General features: G+C 42.3%; 17 protein-coding genes. 8 read left to right on the forward strand and 9 right to left on the reverse strand.

The features are described 5' to 3' along the window. Positions 1-206 precede the first annotated feature (206 nt). The gene (locus FTT88_RS13020; protein WP_180005281.1) at positions 207-1,361 is read right to left on the reverse strand and encodes a glycerate kinase; all 1,155 of its coding nucleotides are present in this window, start codon (positions 1,359-1,361) and stop codon (positions 207-209) included. Between the two features lie 83 nt (positions 1,362-1,444). Here FTT88_RS13020 and FTT88_RS13025 point away from each other — a divergent pair, with 83 nt between their 5' ends. Continuing rightward, the gene (locus tag FTT88_RS13025) at positions 1,445-1,894 is read left to right on the forward strand and encodes a carboxymuconolactone decarboxylase family protein (RefSeq protein WP_180005282.1); all 450 of its coding nucleotides are present in this window, start codon (positions 1,445-1,447) and stop codon (positions 1,892-1,894) included. Positions 1,895-1,971: 77 nt separating this feature from the next. On the opposite strand, the gene FTT88_RS13030 is transcribed toward FTT88_RS13025, so the two are convergent. The 6 genes from FTT88_RS13030 to FTT88_RS13055 form a co-directional block, all read right to left on the reverse strand. After that, positions 1,972-2,544 carry an HdeD family acid-resistance protein gene (locus FTT88_RS13030; protein WP_180005283.1) on the reverse strand — a complete coding sequence of 191 codons (573 nt, stop codon included), beginning with the start codon at positions 2,542-2,544 and terminating at the stop codon, positions 1,972-1,974. A gap of 126 nt (positions 2,545-2,670) precedes the next feature. After that, complete coding sequence (locus FTT88_RS13035) at positions 2,671-3,429, reverse strand: hypothetical protein (protein ID WP_180005284.1); 759 nt, start codon at positions 3,427-3,429, stop codon at positions 2,671-2,673. Positions 3,430-3,597: 168 nt separating this feature from the next. Further along, complete coding sequence (topA, locus tag FTT88_RS13040) at positions 3,598-6,240, reverse strand: type I DNA topoisomerase (protein WP_180005285.1); 2,643 nt, start codon at positions 6,238-6,240, stop codon at positions 3,598-3,600. A gap of 38 nt (positions 6,241-6,278) precedes the next feature. Next, positions 6,279-6,728, reverse strand: a complete 450-nt coding sequence (locus FTT88_RS13045) for an ammonium transporter (RefSeq protein WP_180005286.1) — start codon at positions 6,726-6,728, stop codon at positions 6,279-6,281. A 70-nt stretch (positions 6,729-6,798) separates the two neighbouring features. Beyond that, the gene (locus FTT88_RS13050) at positions 6,799-7,800 is read right to left on the reverse strand and encodes a hypothetical protein (protein WP_180005287.1); all 1,002 of its coding nucleotides are present in this window, start codon (positions 7,798-7,800) and stop codon (positions 6,799-6,801) included. Between the two features lie 132 nt (positions 7,801-7,932). Beyond that, on the reverse strand, positions 7,933-8,178 hold the full coding sequence (locus FTT88_RS13055) for a SlyX family protein (protein WP_078189840.1): 246 nt from the start codon (positions 8,176-8,178) through the stop codon (positions 7,933-7,935). Positions 8,179-8,212: 34 nt separating this feature from the next. Here FTT88_RS13055 and FTT88_RS13060 point away from each other — a divergent pair, with 34 nt between their 5' ends. From FTT88_RS13060 to FTT88_RS13075, 4 genes are all read left to right on the forward strand, one after another. Then, positions 8,213-10,117 carry an ATP-binding cassette domain-containing protein gene (locus FTT88_RS13060; RefSeq protein ID WP_180005288.1) on the forward strand — a complete coding sequence of 635 codons (1,905 nt, stop codon included), beginning with the start codon at positions 8,213-8,215 and terminating at the stop codon, positions 10,115-10,117. 186 nt (positions 10,118-10,303) lie between these two features. Then, the gene (locus FTT88_RS13065) at positions 10,304-11,065 is read left to right on the forward strand and encodes a 3-oxoacyl-ACP reductase (protein ID WP_180005289.1); all 762 of its coding nucleotides are present in this window, start codon (positions 10,304-10,306) and stop codon (positions 11,063-11,065) included. Between the two features lie 87 nt (positions 11,066-11,152). Further along, positions 11,153-12,088 (forward strand): LpxL/LpxP family Kdo(2)-lipid IV(A) lauroyl/palmitoleoyl acyltransferase, encoded by a 936-nt coding sequence (gene lpxL, locus FTT88_RS13070; RefSeq protein WP_168377904.1) that lies wholly within the window; start codon positions 11,153-11,155, stop codon positions 12,086-12,088. Positions 12,089-12,120: 32 nt separating this feature from the next. Next, the gene (locus FTT88_RS13075; protein WP_180005290.1) at positions 12,121-13,233 is read left to right on the forward strand and encodes a glycosyltransferase family 4 protein; all 1,113 of its coding nucleotides are present in this window, start codon (positions 12,121-12,123) and stop codon (positions 13,231-13,233) included. Between the two features lie 177 nt (positions 13,234-13,410). Here the strand turns inward: FTT88_RS13075 and FTT88_RS13080 are convergent, their stop codons facing one another. Both FTT88_RS13080 and FTT88_RS13085 read right to left on the reverse strand, forming a co-directional pair. Further along, on the reverse strand, positions 13,411-13,716 hold the full coding sequence (locus FTT88_RS13080) for a hypothetical protein (protein WP_257223129.1): 306 nt from the start codon (positions 13,714-13,716) through the stop codon (positions 13,411-13,413). Positions 13,717-14,087: 371 nt separating this feature from the next. Next, entirely contained in the window at positions 14,088-15,215 is a 1,128-nt protein-coding gene (locus FTT88_RS13085) for an endonuclease/exonuclease/phosphatase family protein (RefSeq protein ID WP_180005292.1), read from the reverse strand. 183 nt (positions 15,216-15,398) lie between these two features. Here FTT88_RS13085 and asd point away from each other — a divergent pair, with 183 nt between their 5' ends. From asd to FTT88_RS13100, 3 genes are all read left to right on the forward strand, one after another. Further along, positions 15,399-16,517 carry an aspartate-semialdehyde dehydrogenase gene (gene asd, locus FTT88_RS13090; RefSeq protein WP_180005293.1) on the forward strand — a complete coding sequence of 373 codons (1,119 nt, stop codon included), beginning with the start codon at positions 15,399-15,401 and terminating at the stop codon, positions 16,515-16,517. Between the two features lie 143 nt (positions 16,518-16,660). Continuing rightward, positions 16,661-18,094 carry a hypothetical protein gene (locus FTT88_RS13095; RefSeq protein WP_180005294.1) on the forward strand — a complete coding sequence of 478 codons (1,434 nt, stop codon included), beginning with the start codon at positions 16,661-16,663 and terminating at the stop codon, positions 18,092-18,094. Positions 18,095-18,169: 75 nt separating this feature from the next. Further along, a complete protein-coding gene (locus FTT88_RS13100) occupies positions 18,170-19,480 on the forward strand; it encodes a fimbrial protein FimV (protein WP_180005295.1) in 1,311 nt (436 codons plus the stop codon). The last annotated feature ends 4 nt before the right edge of the window (positions 19,481-19,484 follow it).

Raw genomic sequence — 19,484 nt, forward strand, 5'->3', positions numbered from 1 at the left:
TGAGCATGTATTTGGCAGTTTGAAAACCTTCAAAATTCTTGCTGAGCGATATCGCAATCGAGGCAAAAGACTAGCATTGAGATTCAATCTAATTGCTGGAATTTATAACTTGGAGCTGAGTGAAAAACGACTTATGAAAGAAATCTAATACTACAAAATAAACAAAGCTATTAGTCTTTTATTATAAAAAAATCATTACTAAAATTTCAGTCCCTTATAATATTGTATCTACATCTAATAGCCCTAACCACATTCTTGCAACACCATTCTAAATTTCTCTTACCATTTTTTAATGCATCTTCCAACTTACAATCTGGTGGATTAATCCCAACAATCTGTGTGAAACCTAAATCATAAAGTTCTGTTATTTCCTCACCCACTAGACCAGCAAAGGCGATCACGGGTTTATTAAACTTTTTTGCAACCTGCGCCACACCAAATGGTGTTTTACCTAACTTGGTTTGATGATCAATTTTCCCTTCACCTGTCAGCACATAATCTGCCTGTGCTATTTTTTCCTTCAACTGAGTTTGTTCAATGACCAATTCCACACCTGATTGCATCGATGCACCTGCAAAAGCCATCAACCCAAAACCTAATCCACCTGCAGCACCTGCACCTGCTGCATCACGTAAAGCACAATCCAGAGTCGCTTCAACCACATCAGCATAATGACTGAGGTTCTGATCTAACTGACGCACCATCTCCTGCGTTGCGCCTTTTTGCGGGCCAAAGATATGGGATGCGCCATTATCACCACATAGTGGATTAATGACATCGCTGGCAATGATGATCTCTGTGTACTTTAAACGTGAGTCGAGCTGTGTCAAATCAAGACTATAAATTTGATCCAGATAACCACCACAAACTGCTATTTCGAAGCCATTTTCATCTAAAAATTGTGCCCCCAAGGCTTGCGCCATACCTGCACCGCCATCATTGGTCACACTCCCGCCCAAGCCAATGATAATTTTACTTACTCCGAAGTCTAGAGCAGCCTTGATCATTTCGCCCGTACCATAAGTTGACGTCAGTAATGGATTTCGCTGAGCCATATCGACAAGATGAATTCCATTGGCTTTTGCCATTTCAATCACTGCGGTTTTTCCACCGTCGATCAAACCGAAATATGTCGTCACAGCTTGATTGGGCAAAGGACCTGTAAGCGCTATCGTCACTTTTTGACCGTCGCAAGCACTGAGCAACGCATCTACAGTTCCCTCACCGCCATCTGCCATTGGCACAGCGATGACATTTGCGTCAGGTATGAGCTTTAAAATTGCACGCTGCATCGCGTCACAGGCTTGTTGAGCACTCATACTTTCTTTAAATGAATCGGGCGCAAGAACAAAAGTGGTCATCTAAATGCTCAAAATAAAACTTGTCCTCAACCATAACGGTTTTAAAATAGCAGGTATATCTAAAAACATCAGAAAGACTCGAAATGTCACGAATCAACCTAGGTCAGTCTGCACCTGAGCTATATAAAAAAGTTGCAGAACTTGATGCACTGGCAATGCAAAAAATAAATGAGTCTGGCCTAAGTGAAGGTTTAGCCCATTTACTGAAATTACGTGCATCCCAAATCAACGAATGTGCATTCTGTATTCGCATGCATGCGCAAGATGCACTTAAAACAGGTGAAAGTATTGAACGCATTAGCCTACTCAATGCATGGCGTGAAACTGCGTACTACGATGAAAAAGAACGTGCTGCTTTAAGCTTGATCGAAGCAATTACATTGATTGCCGAAGGCCAAGTTCCCGATGCAGTTTATGAAGATGCTCTACCCTTTTTAACGGATGATCAAATCAGTGCAATTGAATGGCTCGCAATTGTCATTAACACATGGAATCGTATCGCCATTAGTAGCCGCTATAGCGTGAAACCTTAACGGGTTGTACACATTAAAACTGAATAAAAAAAGAGTGCCTCAGCACTCTTTTTTTATTTATCGGATCCGCAAGCAGTTTACTGCTCTGCCGAGCTTTTCGGTACTTCACGTCGAATATAAGAAGCCAAAGTAAGGTAGTTGACCCCTTGGAATAAAATATCAACCGCCAAGAATAATCCTAATACCCAAAATGGTGCATCAGGTGACATCAAAATGATCACACCCGTAATCAAGGTCAATAGACCTGAAAATAGTGTCCATCCCCAACCTTGAAATGCTCGAAATAGCACAGCATTAAAGATACGAATGACCCCTGCAATGATCAAAATAATCGCCAATAAATTGGTTAGGACAATGGCCGTTTTGACAGGCGTTGTAAATGCATAATAGCCTGCGACCAAATACAGCACACCAAATAATGCCCAGAACCAGCGGTAACCGCCTTCAAAAATTTTAAATGCTGCAATGAAATGGATTACGCCACCTAACATCATCAGCACACCAAAAATATAAATCACCGTAAGTGTCGCAAATGGCAAGGCTACCAAAAGGACCAATCCGAAGACCACCAATAAAGCACCTAAACCGAGATACCACTTACGGTTTTCATGGAGCTGACTGCGAATTAAATCGTTGCCTACTGTTCTCATGCTTTTTCTCAAGTTATTCGTTATTCAATGGATTATGCAACTTTATGATGAAGAAAAATGAAAGAAAAGTCCAAATCTTATCCACACTGCTGACTTAGACTGTGGATAAGATAGGTTTTATCCACATTATTTTTTCCATCCCACTTCAATCGCTGTGACGTCATTCACCACAGTATCAGCTAAATCTTCAGGCATTTTACTTTGCGTCTGTGAGGTAGGAATATGCCCTGCCATCAGTTCAGCTTTGCTTTGTGGAAACAAAGGCTGCCGCTCAGGTTCTGCATAACCGACAGGGAAGATTGGCTGACCTGTGGCCAAATCATACTTATCCGTTGCACCAAAAGCGTGTAATAACTCATGGGCTAAAACGATTTTATTCTGCGCAGTCTGTTTATTCGATGCAAATAAATTCACCGATCCAATTCGACCATTTTCCAAAGCTGTGGAATGTTTAAGTTCTTTGGTTTGAGTCGGATCGTAATAATTTAAAAATAGCGTCACACTCGAAACACCATCTACATTTTCATGCTGCTGCCAAGCATAGTAGCGGAATTTCAAACTCCATAAGATAACGTCCAACATGCCAGCATCATTGGGTACTTTGGGAGGTAAAACTTTTAACTCTCGACCTAACTTAAAATACACATAAGTCGGTTGCCCTCGGTATTTCTGTGCCGTCGTTTGTAAATATTGTTGAACATCGTTTAAATCATTGACAGAAAGCTGCTGTATATAAGCTTGTGTGCTCTCTCGACCATCTGCATTAATTGGATGTAACAATACAAAGATCGGTTTACTCCAGTCTTGATTTTTGTCTTTATAGGCATTGACTGCGACAACCAATAAAATCAGCAATAAACACAGTACCCGAATTTTTTTCCACATTCCCCAAGATCTCAATTAATTTTTAGCATTTATTTTCAGAATTAAAACAGAACATCCTTTGAATGTCTTGATCAATTTAAAAGCTCAATCGATTACTTACTTTAAAAATCCCTGATCAAAAGACATAAAAAATGCCGACCGAAGTCAGCATTTTATTGATTTTAAAGCTTAAGCCTCAACCCACTTACCGTCTTGGTACACCAAAGACCATTTGGTTTGTTTTCCTTCAGCATTTTCAGAACCAATATATTGCGCTTGGTTCTTACGGCTGAATTTCACCAATGTTGGGTTTCCTTCAGGATCGACATCCGGCGCTTGCAAGATGAACTGATATTTTGCATCCAACTGATCTGCGACAGAACGTAGTTCAGCTACTTTCGGTGCACGGGTTTCACGTACTTTCGGGAACTTACTTGCAGCTAAGAATAAACCTGCTGCGCCATCACGAAGAACAAAGAAGTCATCATGTTTGGTTGAGCGTAAGTGCTCCATTTTAATTGGATCTACACGTGGAGGTGCAGGCTGACCGCTCTTCAACACTTTACGTGTATTGTCACAGCTATTACATGCAAAGTAAGGACCGAAACGGCCTGTCTTCAATTGCATTTCGCCATCACATTTGTCGCACGGAATGGTTGGACCATCATAACCTTTGATTTTGAACTCACCTTCTTCAAGCTCAAAACCAGCACAGTCTGGGTTATTACCACAGATATGCAACTTACGCCCACCATCAATCACATAGCTGTCCATGGCTGTTTCACAAATTGGACAGCGTTTTTTCGACATTAAATCTGCTGTTTCAGCCGAGTCATCGTCAGACAGTGCAGCCAATGATTCTACAGGTGTCAGGTTTAAAGTTCCCTTACAACGCTCTTTAGGCGGTAAGTTATAACCTGAACAACCCAAGAACACTCCTGTAGTCCCTGTACGAATCTGCATCGGACGATCACATTCTTTACAGTGCACCGCATCCACTTCTACAGGTAAATTACGGCGCATGCCATTTTCACCCTGAGCTGTGGTTAAGCGTGTTTTAAAATCACCGTAGAAGCTATTGAGTAACTCTTTCCAGTTACGATCACCATCGGCGACTTTATCCAGCTGGCCTTCAAGGTCTGCCGTAAATGCATAGTTCATCAAGTTATTAAAGTTTTCATCGAGACGGTCTGTCACGATTTCACCCATTTTCTCGGCGAACAAACGACGGTTATCGAGCTTCACATAACCACGGTCTTGAATGGTTGAGATAATCGCAGCATACGTCGATGGACGACCAATACCTTTTTTCTCAAGCTCTTTGACCAATGATGCTTCAGTGAAGCGCGCAGGTGGTTTAGTAAAGTGTTGCGATGGGTCTAATTTTTCAAGTTTCAGTAATTCACCGACTTTTACAGCAGGAAGCAGTACATCATCATCCGATTTATTTTGACCACGCACTTTAGTGAAACCATCAAAGACCAATGTACGACCTTTGGCTTTGAGTTCGACGCCATTGGCATTGACTAAAATCGTTGATGATAAATATTCTGCAGGGGTCATTTGACATGCAACGAACTGACGCCAGATCAAGTCATAAAGACGCTGTGCATCACGCTCTACACCCACCAAACTATCGCCTTTTAGCGCGACATTTGATGGACGAATCGCTTCATGGGCTTCTTGCGCACCAGCTTTATTGCCGTAGCGATTTGGTTTAGCCGGTAAATATTTTTGACCAAACTCAGTTTCAATATGACCACGAACCATATTTACAGCGTCATCACTCAAGAATGTTGAGTCTGTACGCATGTAGGTAATAAAGCCGGCTTCATATAACCGCTGTGCCAACATCATGGTTTTCTTCACAGAAAAACCTAAACGTGTACTTGCTGCTTGTTGCAATGTAGACGTGATGTAAGGCGCGCTTGGATTAACCTTGGTTGGTTTGTCTTCACGTGCTGAAACTGTGTAGTCGGCATCTTTAATCAGGTTCAGTAAAGCATCCGTTTCAGCTTTATTGTGCAGTTTTAAAGTCTTGCCATTTTGCTTCACCGCTTCTAAGCGGATATCGTCTTTCTTCGACTTGGTATCTGCAAAAACTTGCCAAAATTCTTCTGGAACGAAGGCACGAATTTCACGTTCACGCTCAACCACAAGTTTAACAGCCACAGATTGCACACGACCTGCCGATAAACCACGGGCGATTTTTTCCCATAAGAGTGGCGAGATCATAAAGCCCACAATACGGTCGAGGAAACGACGGGCTTGCTGAGCATTGACTTTATCTGTATCCAGGCGAGAAGGATGTTTAAACGCTTCTTGGATGGCATTTTTGGTAATTTCGTTGAACACCACACGTTGATAACGTGAGTCGTCACCGCCAATGACTTCTTTTAAATGCCAAGCAATTGCTTCTCCTTCCCTATCCATATCCGTTGCGAGATAGACCTCGTCAACTTGCGATGCAAGCTTTTTCAGTTCCGCAACAACATGTTCTTTACCCGGTAGGACTTCGTACTGTGCCTTCCAGTCATTTTCAGGGTCTACACCCATACGATTAACCAAAGCTTTTTGTGCTTTTTTGGCTTTTTCAGCTTCAGTTAATTTCGCACGAGTTACTGGCTTTTTCTCTGCTGTTTTACTCGAGCCGCCTGTAGGCAAATCACGGACATGACCCACCGATGATTTTACGATGTAATCAGAGCCCAAATATTTATTGATTGTTTTCGCTTTTGCAGGCGATTCCACAATCACTAACGCACGCTTTTTCCCAGCATCGGCAGATTTTGCTGTGGTACTTTTAGATGTGGACCGAGGAGCGTTCGCCATAGTTAACCATCATTCCTGTTTAATAGGTTTTTTAAAATTTAAAGTTCAGCCAATGAATGTAAAAATGCTTTCATATCTTCAAGCTGTGTGGCTCTTAAGTCAGATTCTTCGTTCCAATAGAGTCCTACACAGTTTGCCTGCATATCAATAGCATAAATGCCCTTTAATGTAATGGCTAAATCCTTGAACTTGTCATCACCATGTACCAGTTCAAGTTTGTCATCGACTACTAAAGCACGCATTAAAGGCAAACGCGCATCTGGAATCAGCACACTGTAATACGCCACCATACTGGCACGTTTTTCAGAAGCCATTGGAATCTTGGTCCAAGCAGGTGCAGCCACTAAACGTGGGTGCAGCCCCATCTTACGCGCCTTCTCGCGCATAATGCCTAAGGCTTTTTCTCTAGGATTTACTCGAAGTCCAAAAATCGACCCAAGTACAAAGACCACAATAAAAACAGTAACCCAGATTCCAGTATTTTCCATAGCACAACCTTTATATTCCTTTATTAGAGTTGCATAAGCGCAATATAAAACGCAAGTTCACTCGATAAAATTAATTCAGGAACATCTCGTGGCTATACAGCACTTCGTGACCATTCCAATAGATATATCCTTTTTCGATCAACTCTTTAAGTAATAGTCGAACATCAGATTGTGGGAACATTTGCTCCAATAAATCACGTAAGGCGTAGATATCTTTTGGTTTATCTGACTTTAATTCATGCAATTTTCGGATCACTTCCATTTGCACAGGATCAATTTTATTGAAATTTTTAAATAAGCCTTGTTGTGCAGCCTGAATCATCGATGCCGTATCATCAGTATTTGAGGTTTGATCTTCGAGTGAAGCAGAAAATGCATTCAGGTCTGTTTTGATGGGCAATGCTGTTTCAGCAGTCGCATTTAAATCTAGCTGCACCCATTGTTTGAGTACTTTTTTTCGAATCGAAATTTGCTCATCAAAGCGTTTGACGATTTTTAGATTGATCAACATACCGACCAAATGCTGAGCTTTTTCGCTAGAGACTTGCAAAATATTCATCAGTGAGTTTTTCAGTTTATCCAAACTGTTGGGTTTGCCACTGAGTTTTTCCAGACCATCACAATAGTGTTTAATCAGTAATAAATCAGGTTTATTCCGAATGGTTTCTAGGTCAGGAATTTTATACTTAACTTTATGTGAAACTTCTTGTTCTGATTGAATTTGAATAAGATGTGCGCTGAGTCCAGAGCCATCCAATTGTTCCATCAGTAATGCAATATCAGGCATCACTGAAATGACTTCAATGTGTGCATCTGGATCCATCAAGGCCATCAGTTGCCCCACAATCACCGCATATTCAAATTCTTTTTGCGGCGTTTCTGGAATATCCAAAACCACCAATTGGCCACTCGCGATCCACCCTGCAATTTCAGTCAAATCTTCAAGTGCATATTCAAATTTTCCGCTGCAGCTAAACACATACAAAGTACTGTAATGTTCAATGATATTGCGCAATAGATTTGCTGTGGGCGGGTTATTTTCCAAATCTAGCAGGACAACTTTTTGACTCATGAGATGAAATAATGGGTTTCGATCAGCAGATGCGGTGCATTAGACCTGTCACGCTGCAAAAGGTCAAATAAATTTACACCAATCCACAGCTTTGGCGCTGATTCGTCATCTGCCTGTCATTCAAAATCGACATTAATAATGCGGTGGGCGGTTGGTCATCGGGTCAAATGCCGCAATACCTTCAGATAAATCTGCCGATTCAATACGACGATACAACATCTGCATTTGTTTCTTTAAATCAGCGATTTCGGCGTTTTGACGTGCAACTTGATCATTCAGTTGATCAACTAAATCATCTAAAAATGCAATTCGGACTTGCAAATCTTCAATGGGTGCGGAAAATGACGCCTGTTCATCAAGATTTTGTTGTGTAGTCAATTTACACTCCTCATATAAGATTTCAGGAAACATTATGGCCTATATTACTTTAAGGGACGTCCAGCTTGCGTTTGGCGGACCTTCCCTACTCGACGGCGCGAACTTCAGTTTAGAGCGTGGCGAACGAGTGTGTTTAATCGGTCGTAATGGTGAAGGTAAGTCTACTTTACTTAAACTGATTGAGGGAACTTTATTGCCAGACGGCGGTGAAGTTTCATTGCAAAATGGCATTACGATTTCAATGCTTGCTCAAGATGTACCCATGGATTCGGGCAAAGTCGCTGATATTGTAGCCGATGGTGCAGGTGAAGCTGCAACTGTTCTACGTGCTTATCATGAAGCCAGCGAAGCCTGCGTACTTGGTGATATGGACGCCTGCGAGCGCATGGGCAACCTACAACATCAGATGGATCAAATGGATGGCTGGTCACTTGAAACCAAAGTGAATGCCATCCTCAGCAAAATGGGCCTAGACCCAGAAGCTGACCTTGCAGATTTGTCTGGTGGTCGTAAGCGTCGTGTTCTATTGGCACGCGCCCTTTTAACGCAGCCGGATGTATTGCTACTCGACGAACCAACCAACCATTTGGACGTTGAAAGTATTGAATGGCTCGAAAAATTCCTGCTTGATCAAAATAATTTAACCCTATTATTTATTTCGCATGACCGTTCATTTGTCGACAATATTGCGACTCGTATTGTGGAACTTGACCGCGGCATTTTGCGTAGCTATGAAGGTAACTATTCACGTTACCTCGAACTCAAAGCTCAGCAAATGGAAGCGGAAGAAAAGCAAAATGCGCTATTCGATAAAAAACTCGCTGAAGAAGAAGTGTGGATTCGTCAGGGCATTAAAGCGCGTCGTACCCGTAACGAAGGTCGTGTTCGTGCCTTAAAAGCATTGCGTGAAGAGTCTAAAGCGCGCCGTTCACAACAAGGCAAAGTGAGCATGGCAACGCAAGATGCGCAGCGCTCAGGTAAAGTGGTCTTTGAAATTGAAAACTTAGCTGTGCAATTTGGCAACAGCGCGCCAATCATCAAAGATTTCTCGGCACTGGTATTACGTGGTGACCGTATCGGCTTAGTCGGTGACAACGGTGTGGGTAAAACTACCCTCATCAAAGCTATTTTGGGTGAGCAAGAACATACTGGTACAGTGAAAACAGGTACACAGCTTGAAGTTGCTTACTTTGATCAGCTTCGAAATGCACTTGATCTTGAAAAATCAGTGAAAGATAACGTTTCTGAAGGCTCAGACCATGTCGATGTCAATGGTAGCCGTCGTCACATCTACAGTTATTTACAAGACTTTTTATTCTCTCCAGAACGCGCACGTACACCAGTTAAAGCACTTTCTGGGGGTGAGCGTAACCGTATTCTGTTGGCTAAACTGCTACTGAAACCATCGAACCTTATCGTGATGGACGAACCGACCAACGACTTGGATATGGTAACTCTTGAACTGTTGGAAGAAATGCTCAGCGCTTACAAAGGCACACTGTTACTGATTTCGCATGACCGTGCCTTTATGGACAACGTGGTGACATCAACTTGGGTCTTTGATGGTAAAGGTCAAATCGATGAATACATCGGAGGTTACCAAGACTATTTGGAACAGCGTCCTGACCAAACTGTCGTGGATCAAAAAAGCGATGTGAAAAAAGCCATGGCTAAAGCCGAAGCCGCGGCTGCCGCTGCCGTGCCTAAAAAAGTCAAGCTCAGCTATAAAGACCAACGTGCCCTAGAACAACTGCCGACTGAAATTGAAGCATTGGAACAAGAGCAAGCTGAATTGTCTGAAAAATTAGCTGACGGTTCTTGGTTTATGACTGACGCTAATGCTGCGACCAAAGCATCACAGCGTCTAGCTGAAATTGATGACGAAATGCTGGAAAAAATGGAACGTCTAGATGAGCTAGAAACACTTGCTAAAGGCTAAGTCCACAAAGATTCCATACAGAAAAAGCCGTATTTCGATACGGCTTTTTTTATGTCATATGACTCGACTGGATGGCTAACCTAAATGACGCTGTTTTAAATTGGAGCATACAGCGTTTGTAAAGACGATTCCGCTAATGTGAAAAGCTTGCTATGGTGACGTTCAACATAAGATTGAGTCACGAGCATGCAAATTTCAGATCAAATTGTCTTGGTTACAGGGGGCGCACGTGGCCTCGGTTTGGCAATTAGCCAAACGTTAATTGCTGAAGGCGCACGCGTGGTCGTGAACTATCTATCCAGTCAAACTGCAGCAGAACAGTTGGCGACCGCATTTCCTCAGCAAGTGTTTGCCTATCAAGCAGATGTCACCGATAAAGCTCAAGTAGAACAGCTCTTTGCTGCAGCAGAATCACATTTTGGGACCGCGATCACCTCTGTCGTGAATAATGCCCTTATCCATTTTCAATTTAATGGCGATGCCCGTCCTAAAATTGAAGAACTGACTGCACAGCACTTACAGCAACAGTTTGATGGAGCAGTTGTCGCTGCACTCAACACCACTCAAGCGGCGCTTCCCAAGATGAAAGCACAGGGTTTTGGTCGCATTGTCAATATTGGTACCAACCTGATACAAAACCCTGTCGTGCCTTACCACGACTACACTGCAGCAAAAGCGGCACTTTTGGCATTCACTCGCACAGCGGCGCATGAACTGGGTGAGTTTGGGATTAACGTCAATATGCTTTCTGGTGGCTTATTACAAAGCACCGATGCCAGTAAAGCGACACCCGATGCCGTGTTTGATTTAATCGCGGCATCGACACCTTTACGTACTGTGACCACACCTGAAGAATTTGCTGCGGCCATCATGATGTTCTTGTCCCCTTACTCACGTGCGGTCACAGGGCAGAATTTGATTGTCGATGGCGGTTTAGTCAAAGGTTAAGTCTGATGCAGCATAAGGTTGAACTTTCTCTTTCAATTCAGCTTCATGCTAAACTGAACCCTATTTTTTAATCTTTGATTTAGCCCTATGAGTCAAAAGCCAACATATCAACCCGGAAAATTCCAATGGTCTTTCTTACTTCCTCAGTATTGGGGAATTTGGATAGGGATTGTATTTCTTATGATTTTGGCGATTCTTCCTTGGGCAGTTCAGTATCGCCTTGGGCAATTCCTCGGTTCTGTTGCTTTTAACAATCTCAAGTCACGTCGTAAAACCACGATTCGCAACTTGGAAGTTTGCTTTCCTGAATGGGCGTCAGAACAAGTTGAAGCCAATGCACGACAGGTTTTTATCGACCAAATGATTGGCATTTTTGAAACTTTAAATGCATGGTACAGCCCGCAGTGGTTCAAAAATCGGGTGCAAATTGAAGGCTTAGAGCATATTCAAAATGCACAAGCTGAAGGCAAAGGTATTTTGCTCCTCGGCACACATTCTACCCTGCTCGATGCAGGTGGCTATTTATGCGCACAGTTCTTTGAACCGGATGTGGTTTATCGTCCGCAAAATAATCCACTGTTGGATATGTTGATTGTGCGTTGCCGTGCCACCATCTATGCCAACCAAATCGATCATGATGATATGCGTGGCTTAATTCGTAATCTGAAAAATGGCCATGCCATTTGGTACAGTCCCGATCAGGACTTTGGTTTAAAACAAGGGGTCATGGCACCATTTTTTGGTACTCCAGCAGCCACTGTTACTGCACATCGTCGCTTATTAAAAATTGCTAAAGCCGAGGCGATCCCGTTGTATTTTTATCGAGACGGCGACATCAGCAACCCTCAATATCATGTATTGATTGAACCTGCTTTGGACAATTTTCCGAGTGACGATGAAGTTTCGGATGCTATTCGAACCAATAAAATTATTGAAAATCAGCTGCGAATCGCACCGACACAATACATGTGGTTCCATCGCCGCTTTAAAACCCGCCCACAAGGCTATGACAAAATCTATTGAGTTCAACTCAGCACATAAAAAAGAGAAATGCTATGAAAGTGATGCAGCTTTTACCTGAATTGAACAGTGGTGGTGTCGAGCGAGGAACCTTAGAAATAGCTCGTGCTTTAGTGACCGCCGGTCATGAGTCCTTAGTGGTTTCAAATGGTGGCCGTATGGTGACTCAATTAGAAGCCGAAGGCTCAACTCATCTTACACTCGCAATCCATAAAAAAGCCTTATCGAGCTTATGGCAAATTCGTCCACTACGTAAACTGATTGAGCAACATCAACCAGATATCGTGCATGTGCGCTCACGTGTCCCCGCGTGGCTCACGCATTTTGCCCTCAAAGGGATTCCAGCTAACAAGCGACCTCACCTGATTTCAACTGTACATGGTTTTTATTCGATTAATCGCTACAGTCAAATCATGACGCAAGCTGAAAAAGTCATTGCGGTCTCGGATAGTGTTGTCAAATACATTACGGATAACTACAAAAACTGTCCTACCGAGGACATTGTGCGTATTTATCGTGGCATCGACCCTGCTGCTTTTCCACATGGCTATCAACCCTCAGCACAGTGGCTCAATCAAACCCTAAAAGACTTCCCTGAACTGGAAAATAAACGTCTGATTTGCTTACCAGGCCGTATCACCCGTTTGAAAGGTCATGAAACCCTGATCCATTTAATGGAACAGCTACGAACACAGTATCCCGACGTACATGCGGTGGTGGTCGGTGGTGCTGATCCGAAAAAAGCGGCTTATTTACAAGAAATACAAGACAGCATTGCGGCGAAAGGACTGAGTGATCGGATTAGTTTTGTCGGTCACCGTTCGGATATTCGTGAATGGTTAGCTTTTAGCGATTTGGTTTTATCTTTGTCGAGCCAAGCGGAAACCTTTGGACGGACTGTACTCGAAGCACTGTCTGTCGGTACACCTGTGATTGGTTGGAACCGTGGTGGCGTAGCTGAAATTTTATCGAATGTCTATTCGCAAGGTTTAGTCACTGTCGATGATGAAACACAATTACTCGACACTTTAAAGTTGCATTTAGACCAACCACAACACGTGCAGCCTATCAGTATGTTTAGTTTAAAAGAGATGTGTGACCAGACTTTGGAGTTGTATACGCAGGTGGTCTCTCAGCATTCAGCTTGATTGACTACACGCCATAGATCTTTGCTGTGCAGGATAACGCTCTGGAAATATTTTTAATTCAGCAACTAGATCTGCATCTAGAAAGGATATTGTGAAATGCACAATATCCTTTTTTATTATGAATGACTCAATGGTGATTCAACCCTACTATTTAGCCCTTCAATTTCGCGCTTCCACTTAGCCCTTCCACACACGGTATCGAGCCATTAACCAGAGGATTAGCGGCAGTAACAAGACATTCAAAATATGTTGCAAACTTTGCCCTATACGCCAATAACCTCTATCTAAAATATCATGCCGTGCATTAAACAATTCCAACCCCACTGCGACGACCACAACGGTCCAAATCGCATAATGTGATTTCAATTGGCGGTGATGGCAAAAGGCCACAAAAAAGAACAGGATTAAGCCAAGGTAAATGGAAAGTGCATCCGTAGATAAGTGTGTAATCTGCAATATTTTCTGGTACCATTCGGACAGCATAGAACGCCTCATACCTATATTTTTATTGGAAATTCATCGCTTTTTTCTTGGCACACTGTATAAAGAAATTGATCAAAAGAAAAGCAAAAATATCTATATCATAAAAGCAAAACCCGAGTTCTGCATCCTGCAAAACTCGGGTCTATGAGGTTGTGCTTTCACAAGTATTCTTTTTATTTTTTATTGGCTTTCCTTTCCTGCATTCGTTCCGTGATGCTTCCATCGGCTTCGTCTTCCTTAGTGGGATGTTCCGTTCCCAGTTCCATGTGCCGATGAACAAAGAATAAGTCAATACACTTGACCTGACCATTCGTCAGAAGCCGAAAGCTGTGTAAGCTATTTCTTACACTTTTCTCTTAAATCAAACAAAATCAAGGTGCCTTCGTACCATCCTTATAATCATGGGCGATTTCATCAGTCACAATCTTCTCCTCTTTCTCAGCTTTTTCTATACCCTCCTGAATTGCCTCTTGCGCTTCTTGTTCATCTTCATCTGTTTGCTCTAATTCTTCTTGGATTTGCTCAAATACCCTGCCTGTTTGCAGCACCACATAGACTGGAAAATGGTCTGAACCGATATTGGGCAAGCGTTCCATATGTACCAATGCAAAATCTGTACTATGAAAAATATGGTCGAGCGACCAACGCAGCAGTGGATAATTGGCATGAAAGGTATTTACGAAATGACGTCCAACACGCGGGTCTAAAAGCCCACTGATTCGTTGAAAGAGTCGTGTAGTACGTGACCATGCCACATCATTCAGGTCCCCCATAACGATGCAACTTTCATCTAAATCTTTAATCTGATCGCCCACAATCAGCAATTCTGCATCGCGTAAAGTTGAATCTTTGGCTTCTGTTGGACTTGGCGGTTTGGGATGTAAACAATACAGTTGAACCTGATTTCCTGATGCTAAGGTGACTCGGGTATGGATCGAAGGAATTTCATCACTGAGAATAAATTTGACTTCAGTTTCACTAAGTTCTAACTTGCTATACAAATGCATGCCATACAAATTATCCAAAGGTACGGGTACGCGATAAGGATAATCAGCTTCAATCACTGCCAATTCATTTTGCCAAGTTTGATCTGTTTCTAGCGTGAGTACTAAGTCAGGTTGATGCTTCTGTATTTGCGCCAATAACAAGTGATATTGGGTATTTGGCGTGAGTACATTGGAGACAATGATTGAAATCTGTTTTTGTGTATCTAACTGGTCTGATCGGACTTGTTTGACTTGTTTTTTCCACAGAAACGTATAAGGCAATACCATTTTCAATTGATATGCCAAGGCGGCAATCAGCCCAATTAGAATGATTTCACGCGCCAAGTCCCATTCCGCATTCCATAAAATTAAGCCCATGAAAGCAAATATACCCAAAGCCAAGATTTGCAGGCGCGGAAAATCTGCACCACGAAACCACCATTCATCTCGTGGGATCAGTGACCAAAATGTCAACCAAATGACGAAGCCCGCCAGTATTTCAATCCAAATCATCACGCCTCCCTTATATTCTTTATTTTTTATTGATTCATAAATTTATATCAGTTTTGCATGTAACATAAACAAGATATATTGCACAATATTATTGGTGTTTTCATTATGTAGCGCTTGCAGTTATGCGCCCTTTTGGTACACTCGAACCCCCTTTTATTTTTTAACGCACCGAGGCAAAGTGACATGAAAGTAGGTCTGGTCGGTTGGCGCGGGATGGTTGGTTCCGTCCTTATGCAACGTATGGTTGAAGAAAACGATTTCGCTCATTTCGAACCGTTTTACTTTTCTACCAGTAATGCAGGTGGTGAAGCCCCTGCGTTTGGTGGTAAGACTGCCCCAGCACTTATGGATGCAACGGACATTGATAGTCTGAAGCAAATGGATGTCATTATCACCTGCCAAGGTGGCGATTATACGACTGAAGTTTTCCCTAAGCTTAAAGCAGAAAACTGGAATGGCTACTGGATCGATGCTGCATCGACTTTACGTATGGATGATGAAGCGATCATCGTACTTGACCCAGTAAACATGAACGTAATCAAAGACGGCTTAGTGAAAGGTACAAAAACATTCGTGGGCGGTAACTGTACCGTTTCACTTATGCTGATGGGTTTAGGCGGTCTATTCCAAAATAATTTAGTGGAATGGGCAACGTCTATGACGTATCAAGCGGCTTCTGGTGCAGGCGCGCAAAACATGCGTGAACTGATTTCAGGTATGGGCTACTTGTATAACAACACCAAAGACTTGCTAGATGACCCACGTTCACCAATTTTAGATATTGATTCTAAAATTGCACAGTTACAACGTGGCGAAGGTTTCCCATCTGCAAACTTCGGTGTGCCTTTAGCGGGTTCTCTCATTCCTTATATCGACAAACAGCTTGAAAGCGGTCAGTCGAAAGAAGAGTGGAAAGGTCAAGTTGAAACCAACAAGATCTTAGGCAACCAGCAAATCGTTCCAATCGATGGACACTGTGTCCGTATTGGTGCGATGCGTTGTCACTCACAAGCATTGACTTTAAAACTTCGTAAAGATGTGCCACTAGATGAAATCGAAGATATCATCGCTAGTGCCAACGATTGGTCTAAAGTGGTGCCAAATACGCGTGAAGCTTCAATGACTGATCTGACTCCTGTTGCTGTAACTGGCACCTTGTCTGTTCCAGTTGGTCGTCTACGTAAGCTCAACATGGGTAAAGAATACCTAGGTGCATTCACTGTGGGTGACCAATTGCTTTGGGGTGCTGCTGAACCTTTACGTCGTATGCTAAGAATTCTCATTGATTATAAAAATGCTTAAGCATTTTTAAGTCTCTGAACAAGAAGCCGATCACAATTGATCGGCTTTTTTATGTAACTGTCGTGTAAATATTTTACAATTCTTCGACAACTCGCTAATCTATAATTTTCGCCATGCGACATATATTCGAGCTAAAGATTAAGATGACCGTATATAACAAATTAAAGATCGCCATTTTAGCCGTTATTGCATCTCAAAACATTCAAGCGATCAGCATTGATCCTGTACAAGTCCAGTCAGCACCCGGGGAATTGCTGTACGCTGAGATTCATTTTCGCCACTCAAATACATCTGTGCCGCTCAATGCAAGTTTAGCCACGGCAGAGGATTTATTGAGTATGGGTACAGGGCATCAACCACCGGGACATTTAAACTTCTTTACACGTCGTGATGGTGCAGGCAATGGGGTAATTACCATTACCTCTTCGCGTCCAGTGACCGATGCTGAGCTTAATTTTATTGTCAATATTAAAGAAGGTAATGCTTCACGCCTGCAACAAATTCGCACACCATTAAAACGCAATCCAGCGCCGTCGAATGCGAATCAAACACGTGCCAATGAGCGTGCTTTAGCACCTGTCGTTATTGTAAATGAAAAAGAAATTGCCTTAAATTTACCTGTCAGCACACTGTATACCGCAAAAGCACCCGTAGCTGCAGAACAACCCCTATTACTCAGTACCAAAGCACCGCCAAAATTAGCACAATTAGCAACTTCAACGCCTGTTGCGATTGAACCTGTCACGCATGTACAAAATTATAGCGTTGCACCTGCGGAGCAAAATAGCGCAAATACTTCATCTGGTTCTGAAACATCAATTTCGCAAGTTACAAAAACCAATTCGACCGGCTCTGTCAGTTCAGAAATGCAAGCCACACAAACTGCAACAGCATCAACTGCAAGATCTCAAGACCCATTGGCACAAAAATTTGCTGCGGAGCAGGCAGCACAAAAACGTGAAAATCCAACAACGACAGCTCAAAAAGCATCTACACCAAAACCAACAAGTACCGCGGCTTCATCGACAGCAACACCAGCGGCAAAATATGTGGTTCGCTCAAATGAAAGCCTTTGGGGGATTGCCTCACGTATCGCGACAGAACAAAACCGCCCTGTTTCTGAAGTCATGCAACAAATTAAAAACAGCAACGAACATGCATTCATTCAAGGCGATGTAAACCGTCTGCGCCGTGGTGCTGCCTTAAATCTGCATGGTATGCAGCAAGCAAAACAGCCTGTAAAAGTCTCTGCTGCAGAACTTGCCAAAGTGCCTTCGAAGCAGTCAGGCAAAACCAAATACCGCTTGAATCAAGCTGAAATGAGTCTGGTGGCAGAGAAAGCGCAAGATTCGGCACAATCTTCTGCCAACAGCGCAGCAGAAAAGAATAAAACTTCGAAAGAGTTGTCATTAAAAGTTATGACATCTCGTGAAAAAACCGTTAAATTACAGAGAAACGTAACTGAATTAGAATTGGCGCTAAATCAAAAGGATCACAGAATTCAATTATTAAATGCTCGTCTTGCTCAACTGCAACAACAGTTGAAAGCTCAACAAGCAGATAAAAGAAGCCAATAAACTAAAACGTTACCAATCAAGATTTTATAGGGATGAGTGCAACTTTATATCGCTCTATCTCCAAGGGGTTAAAACATGCTGATTTATGTGATTCCATTAGTGATCTTAGTGATCGTATTGGTTTTTTTAAACAAACGCCAAAAAGATCAAGAATCAGATAAAGCCAAACCAACATCCACTAAAACCAAGAAAACGGGTGTTTCGGCCAAAGCGACTCCGAAGAAAACTCAAGTGGTTGAAAGCAGTGTCATTGAAAAAAAATCAATGACGCCATTAACGACCGATGCTCGTGGCAAAATTGAAAAATTAATTGCAGAACGTAATTTCTTTTCTGCTGAAGCACAAATCAATCAATCGTTAAAACGTGACAACTCACAACATGAGTTATATCTATATCTATTAGATATTCACATTTTACAAAAAGACGAATTTGCCATCAGCCAATTGCTAAGCCATATTCGTTCACTTGAACTCGATGAAATTTTAGAACAAGCTGAAGCAAAAAAAGTAGAATTTGAAAATTCTCAAAATGTGAAAGATGATGCCATTAACTTTGTATCACCGATCACTGAAGAGGCTCCATCAAAAGCTCAAAATACCTCTGATTTTGATGCTTTAATGCAAAGTTCAACTGCTGCACCTGTTGAGCCAAAAGCAGCTGAAATTAAACCTCTAGATTTTAATTTCACCACTGAAACGCCTGCAAAAGCAGACATTTCAGCCCCTGTTGAAAGTGCGCCTGCTGAAAAAATACAGCCGCTTGAATTTGACACGCTTTCAATTTCACCAGAACCTGCACTTGAAGCAACACTGAAAACCGAAGAGATTGCTCAGCCATCTCCTGCCGTTGAAGAAATCAAACCAATTGATTTTGCAATGGACTTTGCCCCAAGCACTGAAGCTGCGGCTGAAACTAAAACAGAAACTGTAGAAGAAAAAATCGAGCCTTTAGATTTTTCATTTACAACAGAAACACCAGTTGTAGAAGAAAACAAAGTTGAAGCTCCAACCTTAAACTTTGACTTAGGTGCTTTTGAAACAGCAAAAACAGAAGAAGCCGTTGTCGCTCCTGCAACAGAGTTTAACTTAGAGTCTACGCCTGAAGAGAAACCTGCCGCACCTTCTTCAAGTGGTGTGAGTTTTGACATTAGCGGTTTAGGCACACCTTCAACCCCATCTGCTACAGACCAAAACGATCCATTGGTTCAATCTTTCCCCGAACTGGTTGAAGTCAATGAAATTGAATTGAATCTTGAGTTGGCAGCGCAATACATCAAACTGGGTGCTTATGACGCTGCACGTGAAATTTTGACTGAAAAAGAAGCTGAGTTTTCTTCAGCTCAGCGTCAACAAGCAGATCAGTTACTGAATCAAATCGCATCTTAAACTA

This window comes from Acinetobacter sp. YH01024 (genome assembly GCF_013420195.1).
In the GTDB taxonomy this organism is placed as follows: Bacteria; Pseudomonadota; Gammaproteobacteria; order Pseudomonadales; family Moraxellaceae; genus Acinetobacter; species Acinetobacter amyesii.